Origin of the sequence: Mesorhizobium sp. M1403 (assembly GCF_040317695.1) — a bacterium.
Lineage (GTDB): Bacteria > Pseudomonadota > Alphaproteobacteria > Rhizobiales > Rhizobiaceae > Mesorhizobium.
Window position 1 is genome coordinate 637,937 of the sequence record NZ_JAMYKY010000001.1, and the last position, 15,247, is coordinate 653,183.

Annotated in this window: 15 protein-coding genes; 14 read left to right on the forward strand and 1 reads right to left on the reverse strand. The window is 62.1% G+C overall.

Annotated features, from left to right (window positions below; translation table 11 throughout):
• Positions 1–111 precede the first annotated feature (111 nt).
• Complete coding sequence (gene tsf / locus NKH01_RS03230; protein ID WP_023717733.1) at positions 112–1,035, forward strand: translation elongation factor Ts; 924 nt, start codon at positions 112–114, stop codon at positions 1,033–1,035.
• A gap of 1 nt (position 1,036) precedes the next feature.
• Here tsf and NKH01_RS03235 read toward each other — a convergent pair whose 3' ends face one another.
• Entirely contained in the window at positions 1,037–1,975 is a 939-nt protein-coding gene (locus NKH01_RS03235; RefSeq protein WP_023717732.1) for a LysR family transcriptional regulator, read from the reverse strand.
• A gap of 114 nt (positions 1,976–2,089) precedes the next feature.
• On the opposite strand from NKH01_RS03235, the gene NKH01_RS03240 reads away from it, so the two are divergent.
• The 13 genes from NKH01_RS03240 to lpxB all read left to right on the forward strand — a co-directional run bounded on the left by NKH01_RS03240 (position 2,090) and on the right by lpxB (position 15,227).
• Positions 2,090–2,518 (forward strand): nuclear transport factor 2 family protein, encoded by a 429-nt coding sequence (locus tag NKH01_RS03240; protein ID WP_352482295.1) that lies wholly within the window; start codon positions 2,090–2,092, stop codon positions 2,516–2,518.
• A 55-nt stretch (positions 2,519–2,573) separates the two neighbouring features.
• Positions 2,574–3,680, forward strand: a complete 1,107-nt coding sequence (locus NKH01_RS03245) for an aldo/keto reductase (protein ID WP_353018905.1) — start codon at positions 2,574–2,576, stop codon at positions 3,678–3,680.
• Between the two features lie 133 nt (positions 3,681–3,813).
• Positions 3,814–4,536, forward strand: a complete 723-nt coding sequence (pyrH, locus tag NKH01_RS03250) for a UMP kinase (protein ID WP_023717729.1) — start codon at positions 3,814–3,816, stop codon at positions 4,534–4,536.
• Positions 4,537–4,641: 105 nt separating this feature from the next.
• Positions 4,642–5,196: a ribosome recycling factor gene (frr, locus tag NKH01_RS03255; protein ID WP_084642476.1), complete on the forward strand. Its 555-nt coding sequence runs from the start codon at positions 4,642–4,644 to the stop codon at positions 5,194–5,196.
• A gap of 32 nt (positions 5,197–5,228) precedes the next feature.
• The gene (locus NKH01_RS03260; RefSeq protein ID WP_023717727.1) at positions 5,229–5,951 is read left to right on the forward strand and encodes an isoprenyl transferase; all 723 of its coding nucleotides are present in this window, start codon (positions 5,229–5,231) and stop codon (positions 5,949–5,951) included.
• Positions 5,952–5,954: 3 nt separating this feature from the next.
• A complete protein-coding gene (locus NKH01_RS03265) occupies positions 5,955–6,788 on the forward strand; it encodes a phosphatidate cytidylyltransferase (RefSeq protein WP_353018907.1) in 834 nt (277 codons plus the stop codon).
• A gap of 104 nt (positions 6,789–6,892) precedes the next feature.
• Positions 6,893–8,035 carry an RIP metalloprotease RseP gene (gene rseP, locus NKH01_RS03270; protein WP_352482672.1) on the forward strand — a complete coding sequence of 381 codons (1,143 nt, stop codon included), beginning with the start codon at positions 6,893–6,895 and terminating at the stop codon, positions 8,033–8,035.
• A 217-nt stretch (positions 8,036–8,252) separates the two neighbouring features.
• Positions 8,253–10,616, forward strand: coding sequence for an outer membrane protein assembly factor BamA (gene bamA / locus NKH01_RS03275; protein ID WP_352523577.1), 2,364 nt, complete (start codon positions 8,253–8,255; stop codon positions 10,614–10,616).
• Between the two features lie 180 nt (positions 10,617–10,796).
• On the forward strand, positions 10,797–11,855 hold the full coding sequence (gene lpxD, locus NKH01_RS03280) for a UDP-3-O-(3-hydroxymyristoyl)glucosamine N-acyltransferase (protein WP_352523580.1): 1,059 nt from the start codon (positions 10,797–10,799) through the stop codon (positions 11,853–11,855).
• Positions 11,848–12,312: a 3-hydroxyacyl-ACP dehydratase FabZ gene (gene fabZ, locus NKH01_RS03285; protein ID WP_023674942.1), complete on the forward strand. Its 465-nt coding sequence runs from the start codon at positions 11,848–11,850 to the stop codon at positions 12,310–12,312. The genes lpxD and fabZ overlap by 8 nt, the downstream gene beginning before the upstream one ends.
• A 13-nt stretch (positions 12,313–12,325) precedes the next feature.
• The gene (gene lpxA, locus NKH01_RS03290) at positions 12,326–13,159 is read left to right on the forward strand and encodes an acyl-ACP--UDP-N-acetylglucosamine O-acyltransferase (protein ID WP_352523581.1); all 834 of its coding nucleotides are present in this window, start codon (positions 12,326–12,328) and stop codon (positions 13,157–13,159) included.
• A 6-nt stretch (positions 13,160–13,165) separates the two neighbouring features.
• Positions 13,166–14,068: an LpxI family protein gene (locus tag NKH01_RS03295; RefSeq protein WP_352523583.1), complete on the forward strand. Its 903-nt coding sequence runs from the start codon at positions 13,166–13,168 to the stop codon at positions 14,066–14,068.
• Entirely contained in the window at positions 14,058–15,227 is a 1,170-nt protein-coding gene (gene lpxB, locus NKH01_RS03300; RefSeq protein ID WP_352777657.1) for a lipid-A-disaccharide synthase, read from the forward strand. The genes NKH01_RS03295 and lpxB overlap by 11 nt, the downstream gene beginning before the upstream one ends.
• The last annotated feature ends 20 nt before the right edge of the window (positions 15,228–15,247 follow it).

Here is a 15,247-nt window from a genome sequence, read left to right on the forward strand (position 1 = left end):
GCCGGCTGCGGCCTTCATCTTTCCAATATGTTGGCGCGGTAAGCGCTACCGGCACCAGGCGCATCATCGAAACTCGATGGTGCGTCGGTGCATTTAGACAAAGAGGCGACAATGAGCATTTCGGCTGCACAGGTCAAAGAACTCCGCGACTTGACCGGCGCGGGCATGATGGACTGCAAGGCGGCGTTGAACGAGACCAACGGCAACATGGAAGAAGCCATCGACTGGCTGCGCAAGAAGGGCATTTCCAAGGCCGACAAGAAGGCTGGCCGTACTGCTGCCGAAGGCCTGATCGGCGTCGATTCCGGCGTCCGCGAGGCAGCGATCGTCGAGGTCAATTCCGAGACGGATTTCGTTGCGCGCAATGCTGCGTTCCAGGAGATCGTCGCCAATGTCGCGAAGGTCGCGCTTGCCTATGGCGGCAAGACCGAGGCCGTTGCCGCTGCTCCCTATCCGGGCTCGGGCAAGTCGGTCACCGAGACCATCAAGGACGCAGTCGGCACCATCGGCGAGAATCTGGGCTTCCGCCGCTCGGCCAAGCTCACCGTCGAGCACGGCGCTGTCGCAACCTACGTCCACAATGCGGTTGCCGACGGCCTTGGCAAGCTCGGCGTGCTGGTCGCCATCGAGACGACAGGCAACGCGCAGGCCGCCAACGCCTTTGCCCGCCAAGTCGCCATGCATGTCGCCGCCACCAACCCGATGGCCTTGACCACCGAAGAGCTCGATCCGGCCGCGGTCGAGCGCGAGAAGGCGATCTTCGCCGACCAGGCGCGCCAGTCCGGCAAGCCGGAAGCGATCATCGAGAAGATGGTCGAGGGCCGTTTGCGCAAGTTCTACGAAGAGGTCGTGCTGCTCAAGCAGGCTTTCGTGCTCAATCCCGACATCACCGTCGAGAAGGCGCTGAAGGATGCCGAAAGCGAGATCGGCGCGCCAGCCAAAATCGCCGCCTATCTGCGCTTCGCGCTCGGTGAGGGCATCGAGAAGGAAGAGACCGATTTCGCGGCGGAAGTCGCGGCAGCGGTCAAGAAGTAAACTATTCGTTTGAAAGGCTTTTTCGGCCGGGTGTCCGCGAGGATGCCCGGCCGATTTCTTGCGCGGTGTCGATAAAGGCGCGGAGCTTCGGGGCCATCGCGGCGCGGCGCGGGAAATAGAGGAACAGTCCCGGTTCCTCGATCGATGCCTCGCCAAGGACTTCGACCAGCCGGCCTGCCTCGATGTCGGGCTTGACAAGCGGCTCGAACAGATATGCGAGGCCGATGCCGGCAAGGGCCATGTCTTTTGCCGACAGCGGTTCGCTGACGACGACGCTGCCGCGCGTCTCGACGCCGATATCCTTGCCCTGGTCTGACAGATCCCAACGGTAGAGCGCACGTGATCGCAACAGCCGATAGCCGATGCAGTTGCGGGTGGAGAGATCAGCAATTGTTCGCGGCTTTCCGTGGCGGCCGATATAGGCCGGAGAGGCGACAATGGTCGTCCGGAACGGCTGAGTCAGCCGCACCGTCACCATATCCTCGGCGATCATCTCGCCCAGCCGGATGCCGGCGTCGAAACCCTCGCCGACGATATCGCTCAGACGTTCGTCGGTGACGATCTCCACCGTCACGTCAGGGTAACGTTCCGCCATCGCCGTCAGGATGGGCATCAGCGCCAGAGGCAGCGCCAAACGCGGCGCGTTGATCCTGAGCAGTCCGCTTGCCCGGCCTTTGACAGAGCGGATGCGTTCGATCCGGTCGGCAATGTCTTCCAGCGCCGGCTCCGCCGCAGCGACGAGGGCGGTGCCAGCCTCGGTCAGCGAGACGCTGCGTGTGGTGCGGGCAAACAACGGCTGGCCGATTCGCTCCTCCACCAGCCGCACCGCATGGCTGACCGCTGACGGGCTCATGCCGAGCTCGGCGGCCGCCGAGGCGAAGCCGCCACGCCGCGCGACGGCAACGATTATAGGTAGGTGGCTAAGCAGATCGCGATCCATTCATGCATGGTATCGCATAGTCCATTCGGATAATGCAATCTTATCGGATAGGGAAGAAGAACGCATCTTTGGCTGCATCACACGGCAATCGCCGAGCAGCCAAGGAGACGTCCAATGACCGACCTCAAGTCCGAACGAACCCGTAATCTCGAGACAGTGCGTAAATTCTTTGACCTGATGCACCGCAAGGACATTGAGGCATGGGGCAACCTTTGGGCTGAAGATGGCCGAATCCTTGTCTTCTACCCGCCGGCAGGATTTGGAAGCAGCATCGATGGTAAGGCCGCGATCCTGGCGGCCTTCCGAGGCCTCTTCGGCAATTTCGAATCCTTCGACTCCCAGCTGACAGCCGTCTATCCGGCAGCGGATTCGGACGCGATCGTCGTTGAGTACAAGAACCGCGCGATGCTGATTGGCGGCTCTGAATACACCAACAGCAATATCGCGATCTTCCGCTTCGAGAGCGGTCTGATCAGCGCCTACCACGACTATTTCGATCCGCGTCGGTTCCAGGTGGTGGTCGATGCGCTGGCCAAGGCCTGACTGCATATCCCAGGCAAGGACCTCAATCCCGTTTTCAAATTTCAGGAGAAAATCCATGACCATGTCCTACTACACGCTCGGCAACAGCGGGCTGCGTGTCACTCGTCTTGCGCTCGGCACCATGACGTTCGGCACGGAATGGGGCTGGGGCGCGGAGAAGGAAACGGCGCGCGCCTTGGTTGAGGCCTATGTCGAAGCCGGTGGCAATTTCTTCGATACCGCCGATCTCTATACCGGTGGCACGGCCGAAACCTGGCTCGGCGAATTCATCGCCGAGCGTGGGCTGCGCGACAAGGCGGTGATCAGTACCAAATTCACCTACAACGCCGAACCGGGTAATCCAAATGCCGGCGGCAACGGCCGTAAGAACATCCTGCGGGCGGTAGACGGTTCGCTGAAGCGGCTCGGCACCGATTACATCGACCTCTACATCCTCCATACCTGGGACAGGCTGACGCCACCGGAGGAGGTGATGCGGACGCTGGACGATCTGGTGCGCGCCGGAAAGATCCGGCATGTCGGTCTGTCCGACGTGCCGGTCTGGTACGCAAGCCGGGCGCAGGCGATCGCCGAGCATCGCGGCTATGAACCGGTTTCGGCGCTTCAGCTCGAATATTCGCTGGCCGAGCGCAACATCGAGCACGAGTTCGTGCCGTTCGGCACGCGCTATGGCGCTGGAATCATGGTCTGGAGTCCGTTGGCCAGCGGCCTGCTCAGCGGAAAATACCGTTTCGATACAATCGTCAAGGATGGTGGCCGGCTGGAGACAATGCGTGGTTCGACCAATCCCGGTTTCCAGAAATTCACCGACCGCAACTGGCAAATCGTCGCCGAACTGGAGAGGGTTGCCGGCCAGCTCGGCCGCAGCATGGCCCAGGTCGCCCTGAACTGGGCGGCAAACAGGCCAGGCATTGCGTCCGTCATCGTCGGCTCCACCAGGCTTGACCAGCTCAAGGACAATCTCGGCGCGCTTGATTTCGACATTCCCGAAGACCTTCGGGCACGGCTCGATGCGGTGAGCCGGCCGGTCACGCCCTTTCCGTATTCGTTCTTCGGCCCTGAAATACAAGGCGGCTTGACCGGTGGGCAGGCGGTTGGCGACAAGCCGGCAAGCTATCTGCCGGATCTGCTCATGCAAGGCACTTTTGCCGGCGTGAGCTGACGGCTATCCCAGTCCACGATCTCAACTTTCCGGCTCGGGCGCCGCGTGACAGCGCGGCCCCCTTCGTGTATCGGAACGCCCAGTGTTTCGGGGCGCCACCGAAGCGCGTCACACGCATGATGACGAGGACCAGATGACGGTGAAGCCCCTCTACCGACGTGTCTTGCTGAAAGCGTCGGGCGAAGCGTTGATGGGCGAACAGCATTTCGGCATCGACGTATCGGTGGTCGACCGCATCGCCGCCGACATTGCCGAGGCCCGCGCACTGGGCATCGAGGTCGGTGTCGTCATCGGCGGCGGCAACATCTTTCGCGGCGTCGCGGTTGCATCAAAAGGCGGAGACCGCGTCACCGGCGACCATATGGGCATGCTTGCCACGGTCATCAATTCGCTGGCGCTACGCACCTCGCTCAACAAGATCGGCGTCGACGCCGTGGTGTTGTCGGCGATCGCCATGCCCGAGCTGTGCGAAAGTTTTTCGCAGCGTCAGGCAACCGCCTACATGAACCAGGGCAAGGTCGTCATCTTCGCCGGTGGCACCGGCAATCCGTTTTTCACTACCGATTCGGCTGCAGCCCTTCGCGCCGCCGAGATCGGCGCCGATGCTTTGTTCAAGGGCACTCAGGTCGATGGCGTCTATTCGGCTGATCCCAAGAAGGACCCGAACGCGACACGCTTCGAGCGCATCAGCCATAGCGACGTCATAAAACGCGGGCTTTCGATCATGGATACCGCGGCGATTGCACTTGCGCGCGAAAACAACATTCCGATAATCGTCTATTCGATCCACGAGAAGGGTGGTTTCGGTGATATCCTGCGTGGCGGCGGCCGTTGCACGGTTGTCGCCGACGATTAATCCGGACCGTGAACCCGAAAGAGGGACCAGTTCGCGGATTGAGGCTCGAACAGGGTTTTACCCTCAAGGCAGTGAACCCGGGCTAAACGGGTCGAGGAGACGATGATGAGTGGCGAATACGACGATCTCAAACGGCGCATGGACGGGGCGATCGCCGCGTTCAAGCATGATCTGGCTTCGCTGCGCACCGGCCGCGCGTCGAGCAGCCTGCTCGACGCCATCCAGGTGCAGGCCTACGGCACCGCCATGCCGATCAACCAGGTGGCAACCGTGTCGGTGCCGGAGCCGCGCATGATCTCGGTTTCGGTCTGGGACAAGTCGATGGTCAGTGCCGTCGACCGCGCCATCCGTGAATCCAATCTCGGCTTCAATCCTATCGTAGACGGCACCAATCTCAGGATCCCGTTGCCTGAACTCAACGAGCAGCGCCGCAAGGAGCTGGTCAAGATCTCGCACGGCTATGCCGAGAATGCCCGCGTCGCTGTGCGTCACGTTCGCCGGGACGGCATGGACTTTCTGAAAAAGGCGGAAAAGGACGGCGACATCAGCGAGGACGACCACCGCAAACGGGCCGACCAGGTTCAGAAACTAACCGACGAGACAATCAGCACCATCGACCACCTGCTTTCCGACAAGGAAGCGGAAATCATGCAGGTCTAGGGTCTGGCCACGGCTGGCCCGGAAGCGAGAACATGGCAACGCCCGCGCATGTCGCGATCATCATGGACGGAAACGGACGCTGGGCCAAGGCGCGCGGCTTGCCGCGGCTCGCCGGTCACCGCGCCGGCGTCGAAGCGCTGCGCAAGACGGTGCGCGCCGCCCCTAACCTGGGCATCTCCTTCCTGACCGTCTACGCTTTCTCGTCGGAAAACTGGTCACGGCCGAAATCCGAAGTCAGCGACCTCATGGGCCTGCTGAAGCTTTTCATCCGACGCGATCTCGCCGAGTTGCACCAGAGCGGCGTCCGAATCAGGGTCATCGGTGACAGGGCAGGGCTGCAGCCCGACATAAGAGGCCTGCTCGAGGAAGCCGAAACGCTCACTCTCCGCAACGAGGCGCTGACGCTGGTCATCGCCTTCAATTATGGCGGGCGCGACGAGATCGTCCGCACAGCGCGCAAGCTCGCCGCGGCGGTGGCGCGTGGCGAGATCGACAGCGAAGCGATCACGGCAGAGTCCTTCGCCAACTCGCTCGACACAGAGGGCATCCCGGATCCGGAACTGGTCATCCGCACCAGCGGCGAGCTTCGGCTGTCGAATTTCCTGTTATGGCAGGCCGCCTACAGCGAACTTGTTTTCCTGCCTTGCTACTGGCCCGACTTCAGTCGCGAGCACCTGTCCGATGCACTGCGCGATTTTGCCGGCCGCGAGCGCCGCTTCGGCGGACTTGCCGCCCAAGACGTCGCCTCGGGCTGAGGGATGAGCAACCTTCAGCTCCGCGTCATTTCGGCCGTCGTGCTTGCCATCGTCACGCTCGGCCTGACCTGGCTTGGCGGACTGCCCTTCCGGTTGCTTTGCGCTGCCATGGCGGCGGTGATCTTCTACGAGTGGACGCGGATGAGCCGTCCAGCTGCCCCGACAGGTGTTAATGCTGCGACAGGTCTTGGCTTTCTGCCCGAGGCGCTGATCGTGGTCTTTATCGGTGCCCTCATCGCCGGCCTGTCAGCGTCTTTGCTGCTGTCGCTCGTCGCGGCTCTGGTTGCTGTCGGTGCCATCGCGGCGTCGATGCGCAAGGCAGGACCGTGGGAAGCATCCGGCCTTGCCTATGCGGCGGTTTCCGGCCTGTCGCTGGCCTTCTTGCGCGACGGCGACCGTTCCGGGCTGCTGGCCATCCTCTTTCTGTTCGCCGTGGTTTGGGCGACCGATATTTTTGCATATTTCGTCGGCCGCTCCGTCGGTGGTCCAAGGCTGGCGCCGTCGATCTCGCCGGGCAAGACGCGGAGCGGGGCGCTCGGCGGGGCGATCGGCGGCGTGGTGGCCGGGCTGCTTCTGGCCGCTGTAGCCGGAACGGGCAACCTTGTCGTGCTTGGCGTGATCGCACTGGTGCTTTCGATTGTCGCGCAAGCCGGCGACCTGTTCGAATCATGGATCAAGCGACGCCACGGCCGTAAGGACTCCGGCGCGCTGATACCCGGCCATGGCGGCATCATGGACCGGGTCGACGGGCTTGTCGCGGCGGCTTTCGCCCTATACGTCATCGGCTGGATTTCCGCGACCGCCGACCATCCGGCACAGGGACTGTTCCCGGTTTGAGCGGCATCCGACGGCGGGCTGGCGCGGGTTGCGCCATGGATTCGCCTGGATTGATGTCACAGTCGCGGCGTGACCTGCGCCGTGGATGAATTTGAGGGCATGAATTGAACGAGATTCTTCACGCGGTTTTCAGCACAGAGGGCTTTGTCCTCGGCACGCTGGTGCCTTTCCTGTTCGTGCTGACCGTGGTCGTTTTCGTCCACGAAATGGGCCACTACCTCGTCGGCCGCTGGTGCGGTATCGGCGCAAAGGCCTTTTCGATCGGTTTTGGTCCTGAAATCATCGGCTTCAACGACAGCCGCGGCACGCGCTGGAAGCTTTGCGCCATACCGCTCGGCGGCTACGTCAAGTTCGTCGGCGACATGAACGCGACGTCGAGCCAACCCAGCTCGGAGGAGATCGAGGCGCTGAGCGACGAAGAACGCAAGGTCGCCTTCCACACGCAGCCGATCTGGAAGCGCGCGGCGACAGTGGTGGCGGGGCCGCTGTTCAACTTCCTGCTGACGATCGCTGTCTTTTCCGTACTTTTTTCTGTCCATGGCCGTCCCGTGCTGGAGCCGATGGTGGCTGAGGTTACCGTCGGCAGTCCGGCGGCGGCGGCCGGCATCATGCCCGGCGACCGATTCGTCAGCGTCGACGGCAGCAAGGTCGAGACCTTTGCCGACGTCCAGCGTCTGGTCTCCGGCCGTGCCGGCGACAGCATCACCTTCGTCATGCTACGCGGCGGCAAGGAAATCACCGTCACGGCGACGCCGCGCTTGATGGAACAACAGGACGCACTGGGCAACAAGGTCCAGGTGGCCGTGATCGGCGTCGTCAATAACAAGGAACTCGGCCAGCCACGGCTGATCACCTACAGTCCGGCTGGGGCGGTCGGGGCAGCGGTCCAGGAAACCGGACACGTCATCCAGCGTACCGGCCAGTTCCTACAACGTTTCGTTGTCGGTCGCGAGGACAAGTGCCAGCTGGGCGGCCCCATCAAGATCGCCAAGATGTCGGGTCAAGCGGCAAAGCTCGGCTTTGAATGGCTCGTGCAGCTTGTTGCATTCCTGTCAGTCGGGATAGGGATTCTCAACCTTTTGCCGATTCCCCCCCTCGACGGAGGGCATCTTCTGTTCTACGGCGTGGAGGCTGTCATCCGGCGGCCGGTGTCCGAACGGATGATGGAAATGGCTTACCGAAGCGGCCTCATATTGGTGCTCGGCTTCATGGGCTTTGTTTTCTGGAACGATCTGTTTGGGTGCTGAAATCATGAAGGAATTTGGCTTCGGCACGAGCAATGTTGAGACGCCGTTTACCATGCGTGGGGATATGCGTGACGCGAAAGCCACGCCACAGGGTTAAGTAAATACAAATTAACCAGAAGCCTTGCGTGTAGGGAAAATCCGGTTAATACGGTAGGGGAAATTACCGCACGTCCGGTTTTCTCGCCGTGGGGACTTCGAGAAAAGGTACAAAAGCCCGATGAAGGCAGCATCCAAGTTTCTGAGCGCCGCGTCCGCGGTGGCTATGTCCGCCGCTCTGGTTGTACCAGGCGCGCTCGCAGTGCAGTTCGTTGCCACATCGGCCGCCGAGGCGGCTGTCGTCTCCAGAGTCGAAGTCACCGGCAATCAGCGTGTCGACGCCGACACCATCCGCAATTATGTGCCGATCAAGCCCGGCAAGGCGTTTTCCAGCTCGGACATCGACGATGCGGTCAAGGCGCTGTTCGGCACCGGGCTGTTTTCGGACGTGCAGATCAACCAGGTCGGCTCGACGCTGGTCATCAAGGTTTCCGAATACCAGGTCGTCAACCAGGTGCTGTTCCAGGGCAACAAGAAGCTCAAGGACAACGCGCTTGAAGCCGCGGTGCAATTGAAGCCTCGCGGCACCTTTTCGCAACAGCAGCTCGATGCCGATGTCGAGGCGGTCAAGGCCGCTTACAGGCGTATCGGCCGCGACGACGCCGCCGTGACCACCCAGATCATGGATCTCGGCGACAACCGCATAAACGTGGTCTTTAACATCAACGAAGGCGGCCGCACCCAGATCGCGGCGATCAATTTCGTCGGCAACAGCGCCTATTCGAGCCGCCGGCTGTCGGACATCATCTCCACCAAGCGCTCGTCCTTCCTTTCGTTCGTGCTGCGCGACGACGTCTATGACGAGGACAAGTTGCGCGCCGACCAGGAGCTGCTGCGCCGCTTCTATTACAATCACGGCTATGCCGACTTCCAGGTCGTCTCGGCTGTCGGCGAGCTCGACGACACCACCAACAAATACACCGTCACCATCACGGTGCAGGAGGGCGAGCGTTATACGTTCGGGGATGTCAGCGTCGAAAGCACGATCCCCGAGGTCGACAGCAAGTCGCTTGAATCGGTGGTCGAGACCCACAAGGGCGATGTCTACAACGCCAAGAACGTCGAGGACACGATCATCGCCTTGACCGAAAAGGTCGCTGGATCCGGCTATGCCTTCGCCCAGGTGACACCGCGCGGCGACCGCAACTTCGAGAACCACACGATCTCGGTCGTTTATACGGTCGACCAGGGTACCAAGGCCTATATCGAGCGCATCGAGATTCGCGGCAACGATCGGACGCGCGACTACGTCATTCGCCGCGAGTTCGATGTCAGCGAAGGCGACGCTTTCAATCAGGTCCTCATCCAGCGCGCGAAGAGGCGGCTGGAAGCGCTCGATTATTTTGAAAAAGTCGAAATTTCCACCGTTCCGGGTTCTGAGCCGGACCAGGTTGTGCTGGTGGTCGATGTGGTCGAGAAATCGACCGGTGAGTTCACGGTCGGCGCCGGTTATTCGAGCGGCGGTGAAACGTCAGGTCCGTCCGTCGAAGGCTCCGTCAGTGAGCGCAACTTCCTCGGTCGCGGCCAATTCATCAAGGTGGCGGCGGGCGGTGGCAAGAACTCGCGCGACTACAGCTTCTCTTTCACCGAACCCTATTTCCTCGGGCGCCGCATCGCGGCCGGCTTCGACATCTACAAGCAGAGCCGAAACTACGACCATTACGACAGCGACACGACAGGCGCGACCGTTCGCTTCGGGCTGCCGATCACCGACAATATCACGACGCAGCTGGCGTATAACATTGCGCAAGAGAAGTACGAGTTCGACGAGGGCTGCGTTCCCATTATCAATGGTGGCACCTGCGACGTCTCCCAGGCGATCGTAAACGGCGTTGAAGAGAGCCCATGGCTCAAGTCCTCGGTCAGCCTCGGCCTGATCTACAATACCATCGACGACATGAAGAACCCGCATGACGGTATTTATGCCAATGTCGGCACGGAAGTGGCCGGCGTCGGCGGCGATGCCAAGTTCATCAAGGTCACGGCGCGCGGCAGCATTTATCAGACGCTGTCCGAACAATTGGATCTGGTGGGTCTCATTTCGGGCGGCGCCGGCCATGTCCAGGGATATGGCAGCGGCGATCTGCGTGTCTTCGACCATTTCCAGAGCAGCGAGCGCATGATCCGCGGTTTCGAATACGGCGGGATCGGTCCGGTTGCTTTGGACAACAGCAATGACCATCTCGGCGGCACCACCTACTTCAATGCCTCGGCGGAAGCGCAGTTCCCGCTGCCGGTCATCCCGGAAAGCTTCGGTTTGCGCGGTGCGGTCTTCGCTGACGCGGCAACGCTCTACGGCAGTAAGATTGCCTCCAATCTCGTCAATCAGTCGACGACCGGCATGGAATGGCGCGCCTCTGTCGGCGTCGGTTTGATGTGGGCGTCGCCCTTCGGCCCGATCCGCATCGACTATGCGATCCCGGTCAAGAAGGAAAAGACCGACGACGTGCAGGAATTCAACTTCGGTATATCGACCCGCTTCTGATGCGCGGGTAACGATGCTTCCGGGTCGTTTGAATCCGGAAGACGGTGATCCGACACTACAGCGCGGCGCGTCCTATCGGACGAGCAAAGGACGCTGTAGCACTTTGATTTGCGCATGATCCTTTCCGAGGATCGATTTCCGATTTTCGGGGTCATGCGCTAGCTGGATATTGCTTCTGGAATGACCGATCCGGTGTTCTTCGCGCCCTCACGCCGGTATACGGCCGGCGAAGTCGCGAATCTGACCGGTTCGACGCTTGTCGATTCCGGTCTCTCCGATGTATCGATCGAGGCTCTGGCGCCTGCCAATGAAGGCGGCGAGAACGCACTTGTCTTCGTCGATGGCAGGCGCAATTTCGCGCTGATGCAGTCACTGCGGGCGGCAGCGGTTCTCTGCCCTGCCGAATTTGCCGGCAAGGCGCCGGCGGGCATTGCGGTTCTGGTGCATCCGCGCCCGCAGCAGGCTTTCGCAATGGTCGGGCGTCTGCTTTTCCCGGCGGCTGCGACGCCTGGACCGATGACCGGCGAAACCGGTATCTCGCCGCACGCCCATGTCGATCCGACCGCCCATGTCGAGGCCGGTGCGATCATCGAAGCAGGCGCGGTCATCGGGCCGCGCGCCGCCATCGGCAGCGGAACCGTCATTGCCCCGCATGCGGTTATCGGTCCTTCCTCACAGATCGGCCGCGACGGCTATGTCGGTCCAGGTGCCAGCGTACAATATGCGTTGATCGGCAATCGCGTCATCATCCATGGCGGTGCCAGGATCGGCCAGGATGGCTTCGGCTTCGTCGCCGGCGCCAAAGGTCCGGAGCGGGTTCCGCAGATCGGCCGCGTTATTATCCAGGATGACGTCGAGATCGGGTCGAATACGACTGTCGATCGCGGCGCTATGTCCGACACGATCATCGGCCAGGGCACCAAGATCGACAATCTGGTGCAGATCGCGCACAACGTTCGCATCGGCCGCAATTGCATAGTGGCCGGGCTTTCGGGTATTTCCGGGTCCGTGACGGTGGGCGACAACGTCACCATGGGCGGCGGCGTCGGCCTTGCGGATCATTTGACCATCGGGTCCGGGGCCAAGCTTGCCGCAAGAAGCGGGTTTATGAGCAATGTGCCTGCAGGTGAGATTTGGGGAGGATATCCGGCGCAGCCGATGGCGGAAGCCATGCGCGAGATAGCGGCCTTGCGCAGACTTGCACGGACGCGCAAACAGGGTGAGGGGGGAAATGGCTGACATCGCAGCGGCGACGCTCGAAGCGGTTGACATAATGCGGCTGATGAAGCTCTTGCCGCACCGCTATCCGTTCTTAATGATCGACCGTATCGTCGACATAGACGGCGACGAATCCGCCATCGGCATCAAGAACGTCACCATAAACGAGCCGCATTTCCAGGGTCATTTCCCGGACCAGCCGGTCATGCCCGGCGTGCTGATCATCGAAGCGATGGCGCAGACGGCCGGCGCCATCTGCATCCGCAGCCTTGGAACGGAAAAGCCATCGCTGGTTTATTTCCTGACCATCGACAACGCCAAATTCCGCAAGCCGGTCGTTCCAGGCGACCAGTTGAAAATCCATGTGAAGAAAATCAAGAAACGCGGCAATCTTCTCAAATTCGCCTGCGAGGCCCTCGTCGATGGCGCCAAGGCGGCGGAAGCCGAGATCTCGGCGATGATGGTCGCAAGCGGCTGATAAACGAATGCTAATGAAGATACAGACAGTCATCCATCCATCGTCGGTCATCGAGGCAGGCGCCCAAATCGGCGAAGGCGCCCGCATCGGGCCCTTCTGCCACGTCGGCCCCGACGCCGTGATCGGCGACCGCGTCGAACTGGTCAGCCATGTCTCGGTGATGGGCGCGACTACCATCGGTGCATCGACAAAGGTCTATCCGATGGCGATACTGGGCGGGCCACCGCAGAACACCAAGCACAAGGGCGGCCGTACCACGCTGGTGATCGGCGAGAACTGCACGATCCGCGAAGGCGTCACCATGCATCTCGGGACCGATTCCAGCCGCGGCGAGACGACGATCGGCGACAACGGCAACTTCCTTGCCTATGCCCATATCGCCCATGACTGTGTGGTCGGCAAGAATGCCACCTTCGCCAATCAGGCGACGTTAGGTGGCCATTGCGAGGTCGGCGACAATGTCTACATCGGCGGCCTTACCGCGGTTCATCAGTTTGTCCGCATCGGCGACAACGCCTTTCTCGGCGGTTGCTCGGCGATCGTCGGCGACGTCATTCCCTACGCCATCGCGGTTGGCAACCGCGCCAGCCTTCGCGGCCTCAACATCATTGGCCTGAAGCGCGCCGGACTGCCGCGTTCCGAGATCCACTTGCTGCGCAAAGCCTACAAGACGATCTTCGATCGCTCTCGGACGGTCGGCGAAAACATCGAGTTCGCCAAAGCGGAATTCGCCTCGTCGCCGACCGCCATGAAGATCGTCGATTTCATCGCCGGTCGCGGCAAGCGGCACTATGCCGTGCCGTCGCTCAAGGGTGGCGACGGCGACGATACCGATGATCAAGACTGAGGGCAGATGACGAAGATTGAGGCTGCCGGAAAGGGCCTTGATCTCGCGCAAGATGCCAAGGTCGGCATCATCGCTGGCGGCGGCAGTCTCCCGGTCGAAATTGCCCGAGCGCTCGCCCGGCAAGGCAAATCTCCCTTCGTCGTGATGGCGGCGGGCGAGGTCGACCGCATAGCTGATTTCGAGCCCTATGAGCAGGCAACCTTGAGGCTGGAAGACGTCGGCTCGCTGCTGCCGATGCTCAAGCGGCACCACGTTACCCATCTGGTAACCGCGGGTCATATCACGCGCCGCCCCAGGCTGAGCGCCATGCGCCTCAATTTAGGCCTGCTCGCCTGGCTACCCAGCCTTCTCGTCGGTGTAACCCGGGGCGACGACACCGTGCTGAAACTGTTCGTGCGCAGGATCGAGCGCAGCGGCATCAAGGTCGTCGGCGCTCACGAGATCGTGCCGGAACTGGTAGCCGCCGAAGGCCTGCTGACCAAGGCGGCGCCCCGCAAATCCGACTGGCGCGACATCGAGGCGGCGCATGCGGCGGCAAAAGCCATCGGCGCGCTGGATATCGGCCAGGCGGCCGTTGCGGTCGGCGGCCGCGCCATCGCGCTGGAAGGCGTCGAAGGCACAGACGGGCTGCTCGAGCGAACAAAACAGTTACGCGGGCACGGCAGGCTGGCGGGCCGGAGCCGCGGTGTTCTGGTCAAATGCGCCAAGCCCGGTCAGGAACTGCGTGCCGATCTGCCCTCCATAGGCCCGCTGACCGTCGAGGCGGCGCATGCCGCCGGACTGGCCGGCATTGCCGTCGAAGCCGGCCGCTCGCTGGTGCTCGAAGGCCCCGCCACCATCGGGCGTGCCAATGCACTCGGCCTGTTCGTGATCGGCCTGCCTGCTGCGGAGCCGGCGCATGGCGAATGAGCGGCCGTTGAAGATAGCCGTCGTCGCCGGCGAGGAGTCCGGCGACCTGCTTGGCGCCGACCTTGTGCAGGCGCTCAAGCGCTTGACCGGGCGCGAGGTTCGGCTCGTCGGCATCGGCGGTCGCCATTTGCAGGCGCTCGGCTTGGCGCCATTGTTCGACGGCAGCGAGATCGCGCTGATGGGGCTTAGCGCCATTCTGCGCGACCTGCCGCGCTTGATGCGGCGGATCGGCCAGACGGCGAACGCGATTTCCGGCGAAAAGCCCGACTGCCTCATCACCATCGACAGTCCGGATTTCTCGTTGCGCGTCGCCAAGAAGGTGCGTGCCGTCGATCCGACGATCCCGATCGTTCACTATGTCTGCCCCAGCGTGTGGGCGTGGCGGCCGGGCAGGGCGGCGGCGATGAAGCCGTATGTCGACCACATTCTTTGCATCCTGCCGTTCGAGGTGAAGGAACTCGCTCGCTTAGGGGGGCCGCCCGGCACCTATGTCGGGCATCGCCTTGCACATGATCCGGGTATAGTTAGTGCCGCCAAGGCGCAGGCGCAGCCGCGTGACCTGTCCGCCGACCGCGTGAAAACGTTGCTTGTATTGCCCGGCTCGCGTCGCGGCGAGGTGCGACGCTTGGTCGGGCCGTTCGGCAAGACGGTGTCGATCCTGCGGGCGCGCGGGCACCGCCTGCGCCTGTTGCTGCCGACGGTGCCGCACGTCGCCGACCTGGTCAGGACCTCGGTGGCAAGCTGGGACGAGAAGCCGGAGATCATCCTCGATGCCGAACGCAAATGGCAGGCCTTCGGCAAGGCCGATGCGGCGCTGATCGCATCGGGAACGGTGTCGCTGGAATTGGCGCTGGCGGGTGTGCCGATGATCTCCTGCTACCGGCTCGATCCGGTCATGCGCATGGCGCAGGGGCTCATCAAAGTGTGGAGTGCAGCCTTGCCCAACCTCATCGCCGACCGGCCGGTCGTGCCGGAACACTACAACCAGTATGTGCGGCCGCATTATCTGGCGCGGCAGCTGGAGGCGCTGTTCTCCGATACCGCCTACCGCGCTTGGCAGAAGGACGGTTTTGCCGAAATCGCCGGGCGCATGGTGACCGACAAGCCGTCAGGCGAGATTGCTGCGGGGGTGGTGATGGGGATGGTGGGGAGTAGGTAGTGAATGGTGAATAGTAAATA

What these genes read in the sequence shown, in the direction of transcription:
- pyrH (WP_023717729.1), top strand. Translation starts at nt 3,814, where the DNA reads ATGACGGTGAAGCCCCTCTACCGACGTGTCTTGCTGAAAGCGTCGGGC.
- NKH01_RS03240 (WP_352482295.1), top strand. Translation starts at nt 2,090, where the DNA reads ATGACCGACCTCAAGTCCGAACGAACCCGTAATCTCGAGACAGTGCGT.
- bamA (WP_352523577.1), top strand. Translation starts at nt 8,253, where the DNA reads ATGAAGGCAGCATCCAAGTTTCTGAGCGCCGCGTCCGCGGTGGCTATG.
- lpxD (WP_352523580.1), top strand. Translation starts at nt 10,797, where the DNA reads ATGACCGATCCGGTGTTCTTCGCGCCCTCACGCCGGTATACGGCCGGC.
- NKH01_RS03295 (WP_352523583.1), top strand. Translation starts at nt 13,166, where the DNA reads ATGACGAAGATTGAGGCTGCCGGAAAGGGCCTTGATCTCGCGCAAGAT.
- NKH01_RS03265 (WP_353018907.1), top strand. Translation starts at nt 5,955, where the DNA reads ATGAGCAACCTTCAGCTCCGCGTCATTTCGGCCGTCGTGCTTGCCATC.
- tsf (WP_023717733.1), top strand. Translation starts at nt 112, where the DNA reads ATGAGCATTTCGGCTGCACAGGTCAAAGAACTCCGCGACTTGACCGGC.
- NKH01_RS03235 (WP_023717732.1), bottom strand. Translation starts at nt 1,975, where the DNA reads ATGGATCGCGATCTGCTTAGCCACCTACCTATAATCGTTGCCGTCGCG.
- NKH01_RS03245 (WP_353018905.1), top strand. Translation starts at nt 2,574, where the DNA reads ATGACCATGTCCTACTACACGCTCGGCAACAGCGGGCTGCGTGTCACT.
- lpxA (WP_352523581.1), top strand. Translation starts at nt 12,326, where the DNA reads ATGAAGATACAGACAGTCATCCATCCATCGTCGGTCATCGAGGCAGGC.
- frr (WP_084642476.1), top strand. Translation starts at nt 4,642, where the DNA reads ATGAGTGGCGAATACGACGATCTCAAACGGCGCATGGACGGGGCGATC.
- fabZ (WP_023674942.1), top strand. Translation starts at nt 11,848, where the DNA reads ATGGCTGACATCGCAGCGGCGACGCTCGAAGCGGTTGACATAATGCGG.
- lpxB (WP_352777657.1), top strand. Translation starts at nt 14,058, where the DNA reads ATGGCGAATGAGCGGCCGTTGAAGATAGCCGTCGTCGCCGGCGAGGAG.
- NKH01_RS03260 (WP_023717727.1), top strand. Translation starts at nt 5,229, where the DNA reads ATGGCAACGCCCGCGCATGTCGCGATCATCATGGACGGAAACGGACGC.